Source organism: Photorhabdus tasmaniensis, from assembly GCF_011189505.1.
GTDB lineage: Bacteria > Pseudomonadota > Gammaproteobacteria > Enterobacterales > Enterobacteriaceae > Photorhabdus > Photorhabdus tasmaniensis.
On record NZ_PUJU01000074.1, the window covers coordinates 1 to 17009 of the forward strand.

A 17009-nucleotide genomic window follows, 5' to 3' on the forward strand; every position below is an offset into this window, starting at 1 on the left:
TCTTTTAAGCTGGAAACCTGATATCTTTCTGTTTCGGTCAGTTGTGTATAGGCCATAGTGCATTTTCCTTTGGCGAGAAAGATGCCTACTATAGCAACTGACCGCCCTTCTGAAAAATTGCACTTATCAGTCGAATCCGCCTTTAGCTATTATTAGCGTGGATATAATCTTTCTACAGGGATCAATGGTAAGCACGAAATGGAAATATTATCAGCCCATTCAGCGTTGTTATACAAGAATTCAGCATCATTTACTGTTTAAGGTGAAACCTCTCGTTGTAACCAAATTATTCAGAGAGGTGATCATGCGCTAGTAGGGATAAGCCTCTTTAACTCGCGTTTTTCAAAGGACTATGTTGTAGACCTTATTCAGTGGTCACGTCATTATTTCCGACAAGTCGACATATTGTTACCTTGTGAACGTGAAGCTTCACGCCTTTTAGTTGCTAGTGGGACTGAGGATGATAAGGCTATCAAGAAAACGCAACGTGAAATTAAACGTCATGTACGTCGCCTTGACGATATTATTTCTATAGCAACACTAAAAAGTAAGCAAATCAGAATCATTCAATTTAGCGACTTTGCATTAAACTATGATTACCAATCTCTTAAAACACAAGTTGAAAACGCTTTCAATGAATCAGAATCCTTTAAAAAAAGCTGCCTTGATATGTCTTTTCAAGCCATAAAAGGGCGACTAAAAGGTATTGGACAATACTTTGATAAAATTGACCTACAATGTATATATAAAGCGTTGCCATATATTTTCGCTGAAATTCCCTTTTATCTCAATACCCCTCGATTACTTGGAGTAAAACACTCTACATTGCTCTATCACCGCCCTTGGCCAATCGGAGAAGGGTTATTTAATGGTAGTTATCCTATACAAGTAGGAGATAAACAAAGTTACGGAATTGTCACTCAATTAGTTTGATGAGATAGCAGCTGTGTTTAAAATCAATAGATTCTTAGTCATCAATATCATTAGAAAGGAAGCAAAATAATGGCTAAATTAAGTTCTTTCAACATTCACGATCCCAAATTTATAAAAAACCCTTACGATTTTTACGACACCTTGCATCGACAAGATTTAGTGTATTTTGACCAATCCCCAAATAGCTACTTTATCGGCAAATATGAGGATGTTGACGCTATTTTAAAATCCCCAATTTTCAATACGCGGCCATTAACTGAACGTGCGGAACCTGTTATGGGAGATCGCGTTCTTATTCAAATGGAGGGTGAAGAACACGCATGTAAACGAAAACTCATGATGCAAGGTCTTTCAAGAGATCATTTTAATCGTTATCACAAACCCATGATTCGAAAGATTACTGAAGATCTGCTACAACCTTATGTAGCAAAAGGAAATATAGATATTGTTAATGACTTTGGTCGAGATTACACCATATTAGTTACATTAGGTATTCTTGGACTTCCAAGTGATAACTATCGTGACATAGCTGAATGGCATAAGGGTATCACCAATTTCATTACCCAGTTTGACCAAACAGAATCAGAAAAAATACACAGTCTTGAATGTAGCCAGAAATTGATTCGCTTACTAAATCCTATAATAGATCAGAGACGGTGTAATCCCTGTGGGGACTTTATATCGATACTTTGTGGTGATAATGGGCAAGATACAGGGATGTCTACAAGTGAAATTACAGCATTGTGTTTAAACATTCTATTAGCGGCCACAGAACCTGCCGACAAGATATTAGCAATGATGCTTAATCACTTAATATCTAATCCGAATATGCTTGATGCAGTGGTTAAAGATCGCAGTCTAGTTCGAGATGCATTTGAAGAAACTTTGCGTCTGACGTCACCCGTACAGTTAATTCCAAGAGAAGCGGGTGAAAACGTCACTATTTCTGGTATTGATATCCCTAAAGGTGCTCTAGTATTTTGTATGATTGGTGCAGCTAATCGCGATCCATCAGTTTTTTACAAACCAAATAAATTTGATCTATATCGACGAAAGAATACAACTTCACACCAGAATGCAAATCGAAAAAGACATTTAGCTTTTGGTGCAGGTACGCATTCTTGTTTCGCTGCTGCATTTTCACTTTGTCAGTTGGAAGTTTCATCCAATATTATTTTAGATCGCCTGCACAATTTACGTTTTGCGGATAACTATAATTATCAAGAAACAGGAGTGTATACACGAGGGCCTTCCAAACTTCTTTTGAGTTTTGATCCAATAATATCTTCTACTCCGGGAAATGGTTGTCCTGATCTGAAAATCACTCTGGAAACGATGGAATAGGAACCTAAAGCTCATGCTATGGCGTAACGAGGAACACTGTCACCTATACAATACAGTGACACAATAGTGAGTATGTGTCAGTTCTGGAAAAACACCAGATTTGTGTGAAATAGTTCAAAAGATCCATCTGAAATATTGAAGGGATGCCAGAGGTGAGCATCCCTTGAAACAGTGATACTTAATCCCGAAATAGAGAAAATACCATCAAAACAAACTGCTTTAAAATCAGCTGAGACAACAACCTGTATGTTTACCGGTAACTATCTTGCCAATTTGCGTTCAGGTAAAAAAACTTTATTGGCAACGGAGATCTATCATGACCAAAAATAGTTATTCTGAACAGTCAACACCCTTAAATCGATACCAACTCTGGGTTATTACATGTCTTGTAATCGGGATTTGTTTGCCTCTATTAGATGCAACAATCATTGGCGTTGCCATTCCGTCTCTGACAGTCAGTCTTTCAGCTTCAGTTGCACAGCTACAGTGGGTTTCAACGCTGTATACCTTGAGTGCGACAGTCACAGTGACAATTTGTGCTTGGGCGACCCGCCGCAGGGCATAGGTGCCGGTATTCTGATGCCTGTGATGCAAACAGTATTGGTTAATGCAGTCGGCAAACAAAATTTAAAAGGGGCTATGGCAACCATTGCTGTACCCACAGTTATCGCTCCTATTGCTGGGCCTATCGTCGCAGGCTATTTATTGCATATCGGTGATTGGCGTTTGATCTTCTTTATCAATGTACCCATTGGGATAGCAGCCATTATTCTCAGCGCCGTGTGTATCATCAAGAATGATAAATCGGAATCTATACGCTTTGATCTAATGGGATTTTTATTGCTAACACCATCGCTATTATTCATGATTTACAGTCTGTCATTGCTAACGAAAACAGATACCATGAGCTTCCTCCATTGGTTAATTATGGTTGGGATCTTACTTGCAAGCTTAATACTCATATTACTTTTTATTTGCCATACACGAAATAAAGCCTCCGATGCTTTAATTCAACTCGCACCGTTTAAAGTGAGATCTTTTACCGCATCCATTTGGTTATTACTTCTTTCAAGTATTAGTTTTTATGGCGGCCTTTTTGCTTTACCCATTATGTTTATACATGGCTTCCAACAAAGTGAATTACTTGCCAGCATTTGGATAGGCACTCACGGAGTAGGTGCGCTTCTTTCACGCTCTTACCTTAAATCATTAAGCGAACGTTTTGGTGTAAGTAATACAGCTCTGATTGGAACAATGATGGCTATATTCGGCACAGTACCGCTATTTTTGCACAATATCCAATCTCATCCAGAAATCATTGTGGTAACAATGTTGCTTAGAGGTGCTGGTATAGGTTTACTTACATTGTTTGCGATGTCTCATGCTTATCATGAGTTACCTGCCACTCAAGTTCCGGATGCGAGCGTCATCACCAGAATAGGAACCTTATTTGGTGCATCGCTAGGTACGGCAACTGTCGCTGTGCTTTACAGCATTGATCCAAGTCGTGAGGGTTTTTCCCTGATTTTACTTGGGCTACTGTTTATTACTTTCTGTTGCACAATTCCAGCACTCAAACTACGGCATTAATCCCAGTTATAGTACGGGCACATAACTCTGTGCCCAGATTTTAGGGAGAAGAATCAAGAATCAATAATAAAGTAAATTATAAGCATGTCGGTTAGTCCATTTTTTGCACTAACCCTATTAGATCAAAGTCCTAACCTTTTGGTTAGGACTTTGTCAGCGGTCTGATACGCCCCAGAGGGGCGTATCGAGTTAAACAACAAATCCGTAGTGAGTTCCGTCCGGGAGCTCGACATCAAGACGCAGCTTACCACCAGAGGCCTCAACGTAGCGCTTGAGAGATGACAGCTTTAGGTCCCGACCCGGCTTCTCCATATCGGAGACTGTCGGCTGTTTGATGCCTAGAGCAACCGCAATATCCCCTTGTGTCAGGTTCATGCGTTCACGAAGCTCGGCCAGGTGGATGTTCAGCAACATTTCGGTGGCCGCCTCCTGTGCTTTGGCGACAACGTCCGGCTTTTCTGCTGCCAGCATTTGGTCAAGAGTTCTTGCCATAACGTTTACTCCTTCTTCAATTTGTCCAAGTGCGCCGCAAATTCTCGGTCTGCAATCGGAATCATTACTTCATAAAACCTCTTCTCGTCCCCAGTCTTGTTACCGGCACAGAGAAGAATCCCCTTCCGCTTTGGATCGAACGCAAAGAACGCTCTGATCGGGTCTCCTTTGCTTTGAACCCGCAGCTCTTTCATGTTGCTGTAGGATGAACCGTTCACGGTGTCTGCGTATGGCCTTGATAGCATAGGCCCTCGATCTCGAAGCACCATCATAGAAGCCAGCACGTTAGCCCGGTCAGTGTCATCCAGAGCATCGAACCACTCATCAAAGGTGTCGGTTGTCTCAATGGCCCACATGATTTCTCCTTACTTAATATAGGTGCAATGCTATATAGATTCAAACCTATAATCAAGAAAGAATCGACGGCCTGGGTAATTTAATTAAGCGAACGGGGGGTCAATGGCAGGGCGACCATGATTAGGGCAGTAAAGGTGTGCGACGGCATCACGAACAAACTCAAAATCCATAACGGCATCGATTTTACGAACAAGATGGTCTTCGGGAACGAGTTCATCAAGCGTGATAGTTTCAAACTGATATTGCTGAGGTGAAGGTTCTTTAAGCATGTCGGTTAGTCCATTTTTTGGACTAACCCTATTAGATCAAAGCCCTAACCTTTTGGCTAGGGCTTTTCTGATTTCTTTAAGTTCGCGGAACTACTTGTTGAGCATCCCCAAACTATTATCTGGTCGGCGAGAGAGGATTCGAACCTCCGACCCACTGGTCCCAAACCAGTTGCGCTACCAAGCTGCGCTACTCGCCGAAAACGAGGCGCATCTTACTGCGCTCGTTGTAGGCCGTCAATACCTTTTCGATAATCATGGGTTAGTTGCTGATAAAAACAGCATGAACGCCGCACTTTCTCACGGATTTCACAAAAATACGTCAATTAGGTAAAAAATAATGTTGTAGCTAAATCTGGACTTTCTTTTTCCTAACTAAGTTAATTTAACCTGCTACCCAGTACCCCCAGAAAGGTTTATTCATCAAATAGGTCAGAGTGTCTTCCTGTTCGTTCAAACCTAACGACATCACCAACTACTTTGTAAATCAATAACCAATCAGGCTCAATGTGAGCATCACGAAACTCCTTCCATTCACCACGGAGAGGATGATCCTGATAGTTAGCAGGCAATGGTCTATTATCAATCAACAAACTCATTAGGACCTTAAGTTTGTTCATATCTTTGCCACGTTTTCGTGCAGATTTCACATCACGCTTAAATTGACTTGAATATCTTGGCTGGCGCATCAGATACCAAGCTGATCAAATAAATCGTCAGCATCCTTTGCTTGATGAATGTCTTCACCACGATCACTCTTAGCCAAAGTTTCGGCAGTCAATTTATTAGGTACTCGCATTTCAAACGGTAATGCTTTTTCCTTCGCAACTTTAGTCAAGGTGATACGCACTAGATCAGATATGGTTAACCCCATACCAGCCAAAACCTCGGTAGCTTCTGCTTTTAATGTCTCATCGATTCTTGCCCGAACAAACGCATTTGCAGCCATAAATCCCCCTTTTAATTTATAAATAAAACGTAGCTCGAATGAGCTACAAAATCAAGGTTAGAGGTATTAAGTTCCAGCCATTGCATTTCACAACAGCCGGAATTAGCTATTTCAGCTTATTATTGCAGTAACGAAATATCCGCAACTTTCAGGAACAAATCACGCAATTCACTTAACAAAGTTAAGCGATTCACACGCACCTGCTGGTCTTCATCCATCACCATCACATTGTCAAAGAAAGCATCGACAACTTCACGCAAAGAGGCTAATTCAACCAGTGCTTCTTGATAACGGCCTTCAGCAAACAAAGGCGCCAGCTTATCCTGTAAAACCACCAGATGTGTTGCCAACCTCACCTCTTCAGGCGCTTTCAGCACAGAAGCACTGACTTTTTCATTCAGTGCCTCTTCTGACTTCGCCAGAATGTTAGAAACGCGCTTATTCGCGGCTGCCAGCGCTGTCGCTTCATCCAATGTACGGAAGTGAGTCACCGCCTTAACGCGGGCATCAAAATCAGCGGGTTGGGTTGGACGACGCGCCAGCACAGCTTGAATGGTATCAATGCTGTAACCCTGCTCCTGATACCAGGCACGGAAACGACCAAGCATAAACTCAACCACGTCATCAATGACGTTGGCATTGGTCAGCTTGTCGCCATACAGACGAACCGCTTCTTCTGTCAATGCCTGCAAATCCAGCGGCAGTTTTTTCTCAACGATAATACGCAAAGCACCCAGCGCAGCACGACGCAGTGCAAACGGATCTTTATCGCCTTTTGGATGCTGACCAATGCCAAAAATACCCGCCAGAGTATCCATTTTGTCAGCAATGGCTAACGCACAGGAAACACCCGTAGAAGGCAGCTCATCACCGGCAAAACGCGGCTGATACTGCTCATTCAACGCCAGAGCGACATCTTCCGCTTCACCGTCATGACGGGCGTAATGCATTCCCATCACACCCTGAGTATCGGTGAACTCGAACACCATATTGGTCATCAGGTCACATTTGGACAACAGACCCGCACGGGTAGCGTGATTAACATCAGCACCGATTTTCTCTGCAATCCAGCCTGCCAAGGCCTGAATACGATCCGTCTTATCGCGCAAAGTACCAAGCTGCTTCTGGAACAGAACTGTTTCCAAGCGAGGCAGGTTGTCTTCCAGACGCTGTTTACGATCTGTCTTAAAGAAGAACTCCGCATCAGCCAGACGCGGGCGAACTACTTTTTCGTTACCAGAAATGATTTGTTGTGGATCAGAGGATTCAATGTTGGCGACAAAGATAAAATTCGCCATCAACTTGCCGGCATTGCCATAAACCGGGAAGTATTTTTGGTCGCCTTTCATGGTATAAACCAATGCTTCTGCTGGTACTTCGAGGAATTTTTCTTCAAATTTCGCCGTCAACACAACCGGCCATTCAACCAGTGAAGTCACTTCTTCCAACAGGCTATCACTAATATCTGCAATGCCACCCAGTTTAACAGCCGCCTGTTCCACATCTTGTTTGATCTGCGCCTTACGGGTTTCATAATCCGCGATCACTTTACCGCGTTGCTGCAAAATCGCGGGATACTGTTCCGCATTGTCAATCGTAAATTCAGGCTCACCCATAAAACGATGACCACGAATGACCCGCGCAGATTTAATGCCCAGAATGTCACCGTCAATCAGTTCATTACCGAACAACATCGTAACGGTATGCACCGGACGAACAAACTGAGTCTCTTTATCGCTCCAACGCATTAATTTAGGTATCGGCAACTTACTCAGAGCATGGCTGACCATACCCGCCAGCAACTCTTTTACACTGCGGCCCTTGACCAACGCACGATACAGTAACCATTCGCCTTTATCTGTCACCAACCGTTCAGCCTGAGAAGCTGTAATACCACAACCGCGAGCCCAACCTTCAGCCGCTTTTGTCGGTTTACCTTCCGCATCAAATGCCTGAGCAATCGCCGGGCCACGTTTTTCCACTTCACGATCAGCCTGCGCTTCATCCAGATTGGCTACTTTCAGCGCCAGACGGCGCGGAGAGGCAAACCAGCTCACTTCACCATGAGCCAAATTAGCGTTATCCAGTTCTGCCGCAAAATGAGCTGCAAATGCTTCAGCCAGTGAACGAAGAGCCTTCGGCGGCAACTCTTCTGTGCCGATTTCCACCAGGAAAGTCTGTTGAGTCATGACAGCCTCTTAGTTCTGATTCTTTTTACACATAGGGAAGCCCAATGCCTCACGGGAGGCATAATAAGCTTCGGCAACAGCTTTAGTCAGGGTGCGGATACGCAGGATATAGCGCTGACGCTCAGTCACCGAGATAGCTTTACGGGCATCCAATAAGTTGAATGTATGACCCGCTTTAAGAATACGTTCATAAGCCGGCAGCGGCAGCGGCGTTTCCAGCGCCAGCAACTCCTGAGCTTCTTTTTCATATTGCTCGAAGCAGCTAAACAGGAAATCTACATTGGCATACTCAAAATTATAAGTAGATTGTTCTACTTCATTCTGATGATAAATATCACCATAAGTGGTTTTACCTAGCGGGCCATCGCACCAAACCAGGTCATAAACACTGTCCACGCCCTGGATATACATCGCCAGGCGCTCAAGACCGTAAGTAATCTCGCCAGTTACCGGCTTACACTCAAAACCACCTACCTGCTGGAAGTAAGTGAACTGCGTCACTTCCATGCCGTTAAGCCACACTTCCCAACCCAAGCCCCAGGCACCCAATGTCGGGTTTTCCCAGTTATCTTCAACAAAACGGATATCGTGAACCGTCGGGTCCAACCCCAACTCTTTCAGAGAACCCAGATATAATTCCTGAATATTGTCTGGTGACGGCTTAATCATGACCTGAAACTGATAGTAATGTTGTAAACGATTCGGGTTTTCACCGTATCGGCCATCCGTCGGACGACGGGAAGGTTGCACATACGCAGCGGCAACTGGCTCCGGGCCAAGTGCACGCAGGCAAGTGATTGGATGAGAAGTACCCGCGCCGACTTCCATGTCCAGTGGTTGGACAATGGTGCAGCCTTGGCGCGCCCAATAATCCTGTAATGTCAGGATCAGCCCCTGAAAGGTCTTGGTATCAAACTTTTGCATGTTGGATCCGCACGCGATACATATGAATTTGAAAGGAAGTCGGTCAGTATACCCTTTGACCTTAAGATATACAGCCCTGAATTCGTTCTCAATTCCACCCTGAAATAAAAAAATCTTAATCTGGCTATTTTGCTTGTATATATATACAGTTAAAGTACAGTCAATTATTAACCATCAACATCGGGAATAATCATCATGGAATTAACACGCTGTAATTGGGTGACTTCTGATCCTGAATATCTGGCTTACCATGATAATGAATGGGGAAAACCACAAAAAGATAGCCAGAAGCTGTTTGAAATGATCTGTCTGGAAGGCCAACAATCCGGGCTGTCATGGCTGACTATCCTGAAAAAACGCGCTGGCTATCGCCGATGTTTTCATCAGTTTGACCCGGTAAAGATTGCCGTCATGGATGAAAATGATGTGGTACGGCTGATGCTTGATCCCGCTATTGTCCGTAATCGTGCCAAAATTAACGCGATTATCAACAATGCGCGGGCATACCTTAAAATGCAACAACAGGGAGAGGAATTCAGCGCCTTTATCTGGCGTTTTGTTGATAACAAACCGATTATTAATCAGTGGAAAACCACCACAGAGGTGCCGGTAAAAACAGATATTTCAGATGCGTTATCACAAGCACTGAAAGAAAGAGGGTTCAAATTCATCGGCAGTACGACTTGCTATGCATTTATGCAAGCAACAGGTTTGGTCAATGACCATATAACTGACTGTTTATGTAGAAAATAAATTCAGTGAATTACAATAGCCCCAAGATTAATGCCAATAATAAAGTTGGATATTAACCAAACATTTAGCTCTTTATTTTAAATGTTAAATTAAATGCCAGATTAAATAATCAATAGTCATAATTTTCCAGATTGCACCCCGATAATGCGCGGGGTATGGTGTTATTTCTTCTAACTTAAACAATACACCGGCAACGAACACGGCTATGATTTTTTCCCAATTCGGTAACAAGTTTACACAAGACTCAGGTATAACCCGCCTGATGAATGACCTGAATCAAGGGTTGAGGACACCCGGTGCAATTATGCTGGGCGGTGGTAATCCGGCACATATCCCGGAAATGGATGACTATTTTCAGCAATTACTGATTGAGATGGCCACAAATGGTCAACTCACTGACACACTATGCAACTATGATGGTCCTCAGGGGAAAGATACGCTAATTCGAGCGTTGGCAGAGATGCTGCACGAAAAACTTGGCTGGGAAATTGGTACACAAAATATTGCCCTGACCAATGGCAGCCAAAGTGCATTTTTCTATCTGTTTAACCTGCTGGCTGGACGCAGTGAAGATGGCTCTAGCCGTAAGGTACTCTTCCCACTGGCACCGGAATATATTGGTTATTCTGACTCAGGGCTGGATGAAGGCTTATTTGTTGCCAATAAACCCAATATTGAATTATTACCAGAAGGTCAGTTCAAGTACCACGTTGATTTTGACCACCTGAATATTACTGACGATATTGGCCTGATCTGTGTTTCTCGCCCAACGAACCCAACCGGTAACGTCATTACTGACGAAGAGTTACAACGGCTGGATTATTTGGCTCAACAACACCAAATCCCACTGTTGATTGATAATGCTTATGGCGTACCCTTCCCGGGTATTATTTTCAGCAAAGCCACACCATTGTGGAATCCCAATATTATTCTGTGCATGAGCTTATCCAAATTAGGACTGCCCGGCTCCCGCTGCGGGATTATTATCGCTAATGAGAAAATCATTAATGCGGTCAGTAATATGAACGGGATCATCAGCCTTGCACCAGGTGGTGTTGGTCCAGCAATCGCATTAGAAATGATCCGACGTAATGACCTTCTTCGTTTGTCACAGGACGTGATCCGCCCGTTCTATCAACAACGGGTTCAAGACGTTATTCAAATTATCCGTCGTTATCTGCCGACAGAAATTTGCCTTATCCATAAACCGGAGGGGGCTATTTTTCTGTGGCTGTGGTTTAAAAACCTGCCGATAACAACAGAAACGCTTTATCACAGGCTGAAAAAGCGCGGTGTGCTGATGGTTCCAGGCCACTATTTCTTCCCAGGGCTTGAACAAAACTGGTCACATGCTCACGAATGTATGCGCATGAATTATGTTCCTGATCCGGAAAGTATCGAAAAAGGAATTGCGATTCTGGCGGAAGAGATTGAATTGGCACATCAGAAAGTCGCCTGAAACCAGCAATAAAAAAGCTCCTGCATAAAAATGCGGGAGCTAAATGACAACGAGGACTTTTACATGATTATTATCAGAATTCGTAGAATGCTTGATGCATAAGGAGGAAAAAGACATTCCTTGTCTACCCACTCTCCTCAAGCTGTATCTATTTAATCAGAAACTTCTCTATCCAATAGCTCGAATAGACCGGTTTTTGTGCGTTTACTGATGGCTAATACAAAAATAGAAAAATCCAACATGACGCACACATACTCTATAAAGTCGAAAAAAGAACCGCTAATTCTGTCAGAAACTGAACTGTCATTATGTGGTTTAACCCACAAATTGTAAGGGATTATTGTAATATGGAACAAGATAGTCCTTCTTGAAATAACATTACGGATATATAAAAGCCAAATCAGTTTTATACTTAATAAGCATTTAAGATATAGGCCATTCAAATCATTATGATGATTTGTATCATTCCTTATTAATCAGAAGAACAGAAAAAAATAGTGTTACATAAAAAATTCACTACTTTTTGGTATCAGTGCTATGGTCAATGTTGCGTGGCGTGATTATAGTGATGACGTAAAGGCTCTTAGCTAAGGAACTTAGGGGAATAAAAACTACCCAACAAACCAACGCAAGAGTGAAATATTCCGGCTGTTTGACCATACGAGATCAATAGAACCAATGAAGAGTAATAAATTAATTCTATTTTGCGTCACATTAGGATGGCTGTTAACCAGCGGGTGCACGAGCATTATGACCCATTCAGGGCCTAGCTATGGTTATTATTCCGGCGCAAAAGCGAATATTGAAATGCTGAAAGATAACGACACTGGCTGGGTAATGAAGCCACTATTAGCGATTGACCTGCCTTTTTCTGCCCTGCTGGATACCATTTTATTACCTTATGACTATATAAAATCTGATGAGGATCAATCAGCAAATTCACCAAAAGAGCGAATTGAAAAAATAGAAAACACACAACACCAGATCAAAGCCAACTAATAATTCGTTCCGGTTTATTTATTGCCACCAGTAAATCGCAAACTGGCGGCAAATATATTTATTTGATGCCGGTTTCCACCAGGAAAATTTGCATATAACCATCAACTTCACGCATAAATGCAATATGATGGCTATCTGGTGAAATCACAACTGCATCCGCAGAAGGTGCCTGTTCAGTACGTTCAGACAGTCGCTGCACCTGCCCATTTTGCACATCACACAGCATCACGCTGTTATCACAAATAAAAGCAACAAACCGACCGCTACCCTCCCAGCTAAAAGCGGATTGAATACCACAATTTCCCCTAGTTATTTGACGAGGTTCTCCACCATTTGGCGATATTGTCCACAATTGCACAATACCATCATCATCTTTCATCAGAAAACCAATCTGCTCACCATCCGGTGAAGCACGTAGCCAGTGACGTGGGTTATTCATCACCCCCGGCCAGCGTTTGTGACCGGTAAATGTCAGACGACGCTGTATGACACCGGCAGGTGGTGCCGGTAACGTTGTTTCCGTGCCTTGCAGCGGTTTTTCCCCTGCTATTGCATAATCAACATCCTGTTCAGGCAGATCAACAACATAGACTTCCGGTACTTTTTCTCCTGTTGCAGAAATGGTATCGCCAATAAATGCCAGTGCCCAACGCTGCCAATTGCCATCCGCTTTACGATATCCTACCTGACCTACCCAACCCTCTTCATAGGCGCGGTTAATATCATCACTGCCCGGCTCCGGCTGAAAAGTGGTACTACTGACCACAACGGAGAAATAGCTACCATCATGTTCACGAGGATGGTGTTTAGGCGGCTTCACTGATTTGAGGGGCACAGCCACGGCGATATTCCGCAAATCAAGTGCCGGATCAAGCTCATGCATAACATGGTCATTATAAGTAAAACTCAGACAGCTACCCTCCGGGCTGAACACATGAACATGACTGCCTCCACGCAACGCTCCAACTGTATAAGGAGCGGTAATATCCATAGCATCCAGAGTGACCGCTTTTCCGGGTAAATCCTCACTGACAATCACCCCTCGCCGGTGATGAAAGTCATAATGCCATTGCTCATCCGGGCATTCTGGCCCGTGAATAAAAGCATACCGGACAGGTTCTGTTGGACTGACGGTCACTACACCAACATGAGCGCCCTTCTTCGCCTGATAAATAATGTCTGTTTTACCACTTTTCACATGAATTTTTTCTATCGTTAAACCAGTAAACGAAGCGCCATGAGGACGAACATCATAAGCTAACCATTGGCTGTCTGGTGTCCAAATATGGGTATTGGTAAGCTGGTGGTTGCGATTGCCAAACGTGATTTGTCGTTCCTGAAAGAACACTTTATTATCCTTATGTCAGTTTTATTCGAATAACTATTACTAATCCAAAATGGATAAAGAGAAAAAATTTCAGTCGAGACTTTACCATTTCGACATTACCCTTACCTTTTTATACTGCACACATCGAATAATCTATGTTACTGAGTGTTCTTTATATTATTGGGATTACCGCTGAAGCGATGACAGGCGCTTTAGCCGCAGGCCGCCGTAAGATGGATATGTTTGGCGTGATCATTATTGCTTCCGTCACTGCCATTGGCGGGGGTTCCGTTCGGGACATACTTCTGGGACATTACCCTCTTGGTTGGGTCAAACACCCTGAATATATCGTGACCGTCGCCTGTGCCGCCGTGATAACCACCTGGGCTGCCCCCATGATGAAGCATTTACGCCGTCTATTTCTTATCCTGGATGCCATTGGTCTGATTGTCTTCTCCATTATTGGTGCGCAGATTGCGCTGGACATGAACTATGGCCCGATAATCGCCTCCATTGCTGCGGTTATCACCGGGGTTTTCGGTGGCGTGTTACGCGATATGCTGTGTAACACCATTCCGTTGGTTTTCCAGAAAGAGATTTATGCTGGTGTCTCTTTTACCGCCGCCTGGTTATACATTGGCTTACAGCACACACCGTTGCCACAAGACGGCATTGTTCTGATTACCCTGATCGCAGGTTTGACCGCAAGATTGGTTGCTATTCGCTACCGCCTTGGATTACCTGTCTTTAATTATGAACACTCCGATCACTGAACTATACCCACGGGGTTAACTACGACCCCGTTTTCCCGGTCAAACCCCTTTATCCCTGCCACTGACAGTTTTTCTGCAATCATTTTAATCTGCTCATCATTGATAAAATCAGACAACTTTTTCAATTGCCCGGAAGTAAGCTGTTGCTTTAACTGTGCTTCGGCTAATTTCTGCTCCAGTTGCTGCCAGTGATCAACATCGTCAGATAGCTTATCCATATAAGGCACCCCAATGCCTTTCATCCAATAGGAAAAAGGCTGATTTTTTGCCTTGCTCAATTGTGAATAAATAGCCTGTGCCCGTTTATCGCCTATTCCTGGTAAAGCTGCAATATCTTGAACTGAAAGTGTTAACCAACCGGTTAAATCAGTAACTAACTCCTGCTCGGTCAGCATTGCCCAACTACCGCTACTGACACCTGTCATTTGCAGATTTTCACCAAGCCATTTCAGCCGAGCATTAAACTGTTGTCCACAACCCGCCGTTAACTTCAAGCAACTCAGGGCATGATAACGCTGCTTATCGGGTGGATGAATATATTGACGCTCTTTTATTCGCCACACCACTTGATCTAATTTCGGGATACCATGACCTGCCAACGTGAGAGCTACCCGATCCCCCGGTAACACATCCAACTGTTGCCAACGACGAACAGAACCAATATTGACTCTGCTTATTTGCCGGTCATCCAGTTTTACCTTATCCAGCCCAAGCACAACTGAGATTTTGCCCGTTCTGCCAATGGTAAAATTAACCTCCCTGACTTGGGTGACCTGATAGCGTAAAGGGTGCTTCCATGCCACCGCCCAACTGTTAGATCCGGGCTGCCATTGACTTCCTCTGGGTTCAATTTCCTGTTTCAGCACGATACCATCTGTAGCAAAAGGTATAGGTTGTGCAAAATAGTGCATCCGCAATTTCTGTATCTGCTCTGGTATCTCTATTTTATGGCTATAGCGAAGCGCTAATGGGAAACCCATATTCGCCAGTTTCCGCAATTTACTTTCCATCTCAGTCGGGCCATCCGGCCAGCTCCAGATAAACACACCAACTTGCTTTAATTCTGGCACGTGCTCTTTGCGCATCATCAGACCAGCAACCCGACTACGAGCGCCATCACTGCCAGATAACTGCTGCCTATGCGCCTCTTTATGCAGAAAAAGCTCTCCTTGCAACACCATATCAGGTGGAGCATTTTCTATATTCTGCGGAATATCGGGAATATATTGGCTTTTCGCTGTCCAGTCTACGCCTGCGGAACCATTCCCCCGGCTGATTAATGAAACAAGTTTCCCCTTCTGGTAAACCAGTGTTACCGCTACACCATCAACTTTTGGCTGTAGCCAGACGGGTAATCTGCCCCGCAACCATCGGTTCAGTTCCTGTTCACCTTTCAGTTTGCTTAACCCGGTATGAGCAACGGGATGAACAAGTTTATTATCAATGGTGACTGCTAGAGGAAAATGTGGATGAGGCGCTTGTTTCAGGCAGAGCTGCCAATGCGTTAACTCCATTATTAATTGATCATAAACTTCATCATCGATCTCGCTGATCCCTTTCTGATGATAGAGTTGATCCCATTGGGCTATTTGCTGCATCAGACTTTTTGTTTCACGTTGTAATGTGTCTTGCGACCATGCAGGACAATTTTTCGCTGTATTCGGTGTTTCAGCCGCAACTGTCGGTGAATTGAAAACAATGAACAGAATCAATATCAATAAATTAAGCATCCGTTGCTCCCTGGCTATCCATGCATAACAGCAAAATAGGGGATAAAAAGATTCCGTCCAAGGAAAAGATAATAACTTTGCGAAGCAGTTCGGAAAACAACGTTAACTTCTGTGATTCATCAATTATGATTTTTTTAATTTCTGCCTCAGTAGTGTCATTACCGTCGCAAAGGAGTAAGCCCTCCCACAGGATAAGTACGGCGGTAGTCCTAGAACCAGAATTCAAGCTAATTAATACTCTATTATGCCCAAACCCGATTTTCAAATAAAAATTAAAAGCAAATAACTTTACGAAATAGTTCGAAATATAAATATTAAAACCCCAAAAATAACTGAATTTTTATAAATCACATAGAATTGGTATTACGATAAAAATTTAACAATTTCTTATTTCCCACCTTACAATTAATTGTTAGTAAATTAAGTTACTCATTCACGTAACAATAGCCATAAAGATGTATATTCGCGCTAAACTCTTCCGTTCAAACCTCATTATTATCACTCTTTTAATCTGTTTGTGGAAAATAATCTAAGAACCACGACTAACAATCAGATTTAGTGTTAACCTAAAGTTATCAACTGATAACTTTTTTCTATTAGCTTTTTTTAAAAAGATAGCTATTCTTATTTCTGTCTTCATAGCAATAAAAAGTCAGCTTAACCCGCAGGGAATAAGTTTTATGGCATAGGCTAGTCGGAGGAAATAACCTGATTAAGAATACTGCTACTGTTTCTATACGGTAGAACAACCGCCTTATTATTGCAGCATGGCCGTATAATCGAAGACCCAAATAGCCCAGGGTGAGAGCGTGAGTGTTCATTGTTTAACCATCGAGCATAATCCTGCTATTAACACCTTGTCCATATAGGCACTATTCATACTGGTCATCTTCCGTTTGCGCCGAATACTGGCTTTTTCACTGG

15 protein-coding genes, 1 tRNA gene and 2 pseudogenes are annotated in these 17009 nt (G+C 43.2%); 8 read left to right on the forward strand and 10 right to left on the reverse strand.

Annotated elements, in window-relative coordinates; translation table 11 throughout:
- Positions 1–276: 276 nt before the first annotated feature.
- The 4 genes and pseudogenes from C5471_RS21430 to C5471_RS21445 form a co-directional block, all read left to right on the forward strand.
- A pseudogene (locus C5471_RS21430) lies at positions 277–933 on the forward strand (tRNA-dependent cyclodipeptide synthase); the annotation flags it as partial.
- A gap of 69 nt (positions 934–1002) precedes the next feature.
- Complete coding sequence (locus tag C5471_RS21435) at positions 1003–2277, forward strand: cytochrome P450, cyclodipeptide synthase-associated (RefSeq protein ID WP_133814427.1); 1275 nt, start codon at positions 1003–1005, stop codon at positions 2275–2277.
- A 316-nt stretch (positions 2278–2593) separates the two neighbouring features.
- Positions 2594–2842 carry a multidrug efflux MFS transporter gene (locus C5471_RS21440; protein WP_166296376.1) on the forward strand — a complete coding sequence of 83 codons (249 nt, stop codon included), beginning with the start codon at positions 2594–2596 and terminating at the stop codon, positions 2840–2842.
- 14 nt (positions 2843–2856) lie between these two features.
- On the forward strand, positions 2857–3867 hold the full coding sequence (locus C5471_RS21445) for an MFS transporter (protein ID WP_166296379.1): 1011 nt from the start codon (positions 2857–2859) through the stop codon (positions 3865–3867).
- Between the two features lie 189 nt (positions 3868–4056).
- Here the strand turns inward: C5471_RS21445 and C5471_RS21450 are convergent, their stop codons facing one another.
- From C5471_RS21450 to glyQ, 8 genes and pseudogenes are all read right to left on the reverse strand, one after another.
- The gene (locus C5471_RS21450) at positions 4057–4359 is read right to left on the reverse strand and encodes a helix-turn-helix domain-containing protein (RefSeq protein WP_133814429.1); all 303 of its coding nucleotides are present in this window, start codon (positions 4357–4359) and stop codon (positions 4057–4059) included.
- Between the two features lie 5 nt (positions 4360–4364).
- The gene (locus tag C5471_RS21455) at positions 4365–4715 is read right to left on the reverse strand and encodes a type II toxin-antitoxin system RelE/ParE family toxin (protein ID WP_133814430.1); all 351 of its coding nucleotides are present in this window, start codon (positions 4713–4715) and stop codon (positions 4365–4367) included.
- Positions 4716–4811: 96 nt separating this feature from the next.
- Positions 4812–4985 (reverse strand): annotated as a pseudogene (locus C5471_RS21460) (transposase); the annotation flags it as partial.
- Positions 4986–5105: 120 nt separating this feature from the next.
- A tRNA-Pro gene (locus C5471_RS21465) sits at positions 5106–5182 on the reverse strand.
- Between the two features lie 216 nt (positions 5183–5398).
- On the reverse strand, positions 5399–5671 hold the full coding sequence (locus tag C5471_RS21470; protein ID WP_133814431.1) for a type II toxin-antitoxin system YafQ family toxin: 273 nt from the start codon (positions 5669–5671) through the stop codon (positions 5399–5401).
- Positions 5671–5931, reverse strand: coding sequence for a type II toxin-antitoxin system RelB/DinJ family antitoxin (locus C5471_RS21475; RefSeq protein ID WP_021325378.1), 261 nt, complete (start codon positions 5929–5931; stop codon positions 5671–5673). The genes C5471_RS21470 and C5471_RS21475 overlap by 1 nt, the downstream gene beginning before the upstream one ends.
- Before the next feature lie 119 nt (positions 5932–6050).
- Positions 6051–8120 carry a glycine--tRNA ligase subunit beta gene (gene glyS, locus C5471_RS21480; protein WP_133814432.1) on the reverse strand — a complete coding sequence of 690 codons (2070 nt, stop codon included), beginning with the start codon at positions 8118–8120 and terminating at the stop codon, positions 6051–6053.
- A 9-nt stretch (positions 8121–8129) separates the two neighbouring features.
- Positions 8130–9044, reverse strand: coding sequence for a glycine--tRNA ligase subunit alpha (glyQ, locus tag C5471_RS21485; protein ID WP_133814433.1), 915 nt, complete (start codon positions 9042–9044; stop codon positions 8130–8132).
- 195 nt (positions 9045–9239) lie between these two features.
- Here glyQ and C5471_RS21490 point away from each other — a divergent pair, with 195 nt between their 5' ends.
- The 3 genes from C5471_RS21490 to C5471_RS21500 all read left to right on the forward strand — a co-directional run bounded on the left by C5471_RS21490 (position 9240) and on the right by C5471_RS21500 (position 12255).
- Positions 9240–9797 carry a DNA-3-methyladenine glycosylase I gene (locus tag C5471_RS21490; RefSeq protein WP_133814434.1) on the forward strand — a complete coding sequence of 186 codons (558 nt, stop codon included), beginning with the start codon at positions 9240–9242 and terminating at the stop codon, positions 9795–9797.
- A 205-nt stretch (positions 9798–10002) separates the two neighbouring features.
- Positions 10003–11256, forward strand: a complete 1254-nt coding sequence (locus tag C5471_RS21495) for a valine--pyruvate transaminase (protein WP_133814435.1) — start codon at positions 10003–10005, stop codon at positions 11254–11256.
- A 678-nt stretch (positions 11257–11934) separates the two neighbouring features.
- Positions 11935–12255, forward strand: coding sequence for a YceK/YidQ family lipoprotein (locus tag C5471_RS21500; protein WP_133814436.1), 321 nt, complete (start codon positions 11935–11937; stop codon positions 12253–12255).
- A 58-nt stretch (positions 12256–12313) separates the two neighbouring features.
- Here C5471_RS21500 and C5471_RS21505 read toward each other — a convergent pair whose 3' ends face one another.
- Positions 12314–13603, reverse strand: a complete 1290-nt coding sequence (locus C5471_RS21505; RefSeq protein WP_133814437.1) for a DUF3748 domain-containing protein — start codon at positions 13601–13603, stop codon at positions 12314–12316.
- A 134-nt stretch (positions 13604–13737) separates the two neighbouring features.
- On the opposite strand from C5471_RS21505, the gene C5471_RS21510 reads away from it, so the two are divergent.
- Entirely contained in the window at positions 13738–14355 is a 618-nt protein-coding gene (locus C5471_RS21510; RefSeq protein ID WP_133814438.1) for a trimeric intracellular cation channel family protein, read from the forward strand.
- Here C5471_RS21510 and ligB read toward each other — a convergent pair.
- The gene (gene ligB / locus C5471_RS21515; protein ID WP_133814439.1) at positions 14349–16085 is read right to left on the reverse strand and encodes an NAD-dependent DNA ligase LigB; all 1737 of its coding nucleotides are present in this window, start codon (positions 16083–16085) and stop codon (positions 14349–14351) included. The genes C5471_RS21510 and ligB overlap by 7 nt on opposite strands.
- Positions 16086–17009: the final 924 nt, after the last annotated feature.

Excerpts from the sequence above, each read along its gene's own strand:
- C5471_RS21475 (WP_021325378.1), bottom strand. The coding sequence starts at position 5,931 with ATGGCTGCAAATGCGTTTGTTCGGGCAAGAATCGATGAGACATTAAAA.
- ligB (WP_133814439.1), bottom strand. The coding sequence starts at position 16,085 with ATGCTTAATTTATTGATATTGATTCTGTTCATTGTTTTCAATTCACCG.
- C5471_RS21450 (WP_133814429.1), bottom strand. The coding sequence starts at position 4,359 with ATGGCAAGAACTCTTGACCAAATGCTGGCAGCAGAAAAGCCGGACGTT.
- C5471_RS21470 (WP_133814431.1), bottom strand. The coding sequence starts at position 5,671 with ATGCGCCAGCCAAGATATTCAAGTCAATTTAAGCGTGATGTGAAATCT.
- C5471_RS21495 (WP_133814435.1), top strand. The coding sequence starts at position 10,003 with ATGATTTTTTCCCAATTCGGTAACAAGTTTACACAAGACTCAGGTATA.
- C5471_RS21440 (WP_166296376.1), top strand. The coding sequence starts at position 2,594 with ATGACCAAAAATAGTTATTCTGAACAGTCAACACCCTTAAATCGATAC.
- C5471_RS21455 (WP_133814430.1), bottom strand. The coding sequence starts at position 4,715 with ATGTGGGCCATTGAGACAACCGACACCTTTGATGAGTGGTTCGATGCT.
- C5471_RS21435 (WP_133814427.1), top strand. The coding sequence starts at position 1,003 with ATGGCTAAATTAAGTTCTTTCAACATTCACGATCCCAAATTTATAAAA.
- C5471_RS21490 (WP_133814434.1), top strand. The coding sequence starts at position 9,240 with ATGGAATTAACACGCTGTAATTGGGTGACTTCTGATCCTGAATATCTG.
- C5471_RS21445 (WP_166296379.1), top strand. The coding sequence starts at position 2,857 with ATGCCTGTGATGCAAACAGTATTGGTTAATGCAGTCGGCAAACAAAAT.
- C5471_RS21500 (WP_133814436.1), top strand. The coding sequence starts at position 11,935 with ATGAAGAGTAATAAATTAATTCTATTTTGCGTCACATTAGGATGGCTG.
- glyS (WP_133814432.1), bottom strand. The coding sequence starts at position 8,120 with ATGACTCAACAGACTTTCCTGGTGGAAATCGGCACAGAAGAGTTGCCG.
- glyQ (WP_133814433.1), bottom strand. The coding sequence starts at position 9,044 with ATGCAAAAGTTTGATACCAAGACCTTTCAGGGGCTGATCCTGACATTA.
- C5471_RS21510 (WP_133814438.1), top strand. The coding sequence starts at position 13,738 with ATGTTACTGAGTGTTCTTTATATTATTGGGATTACCGCTGAAGCGATG.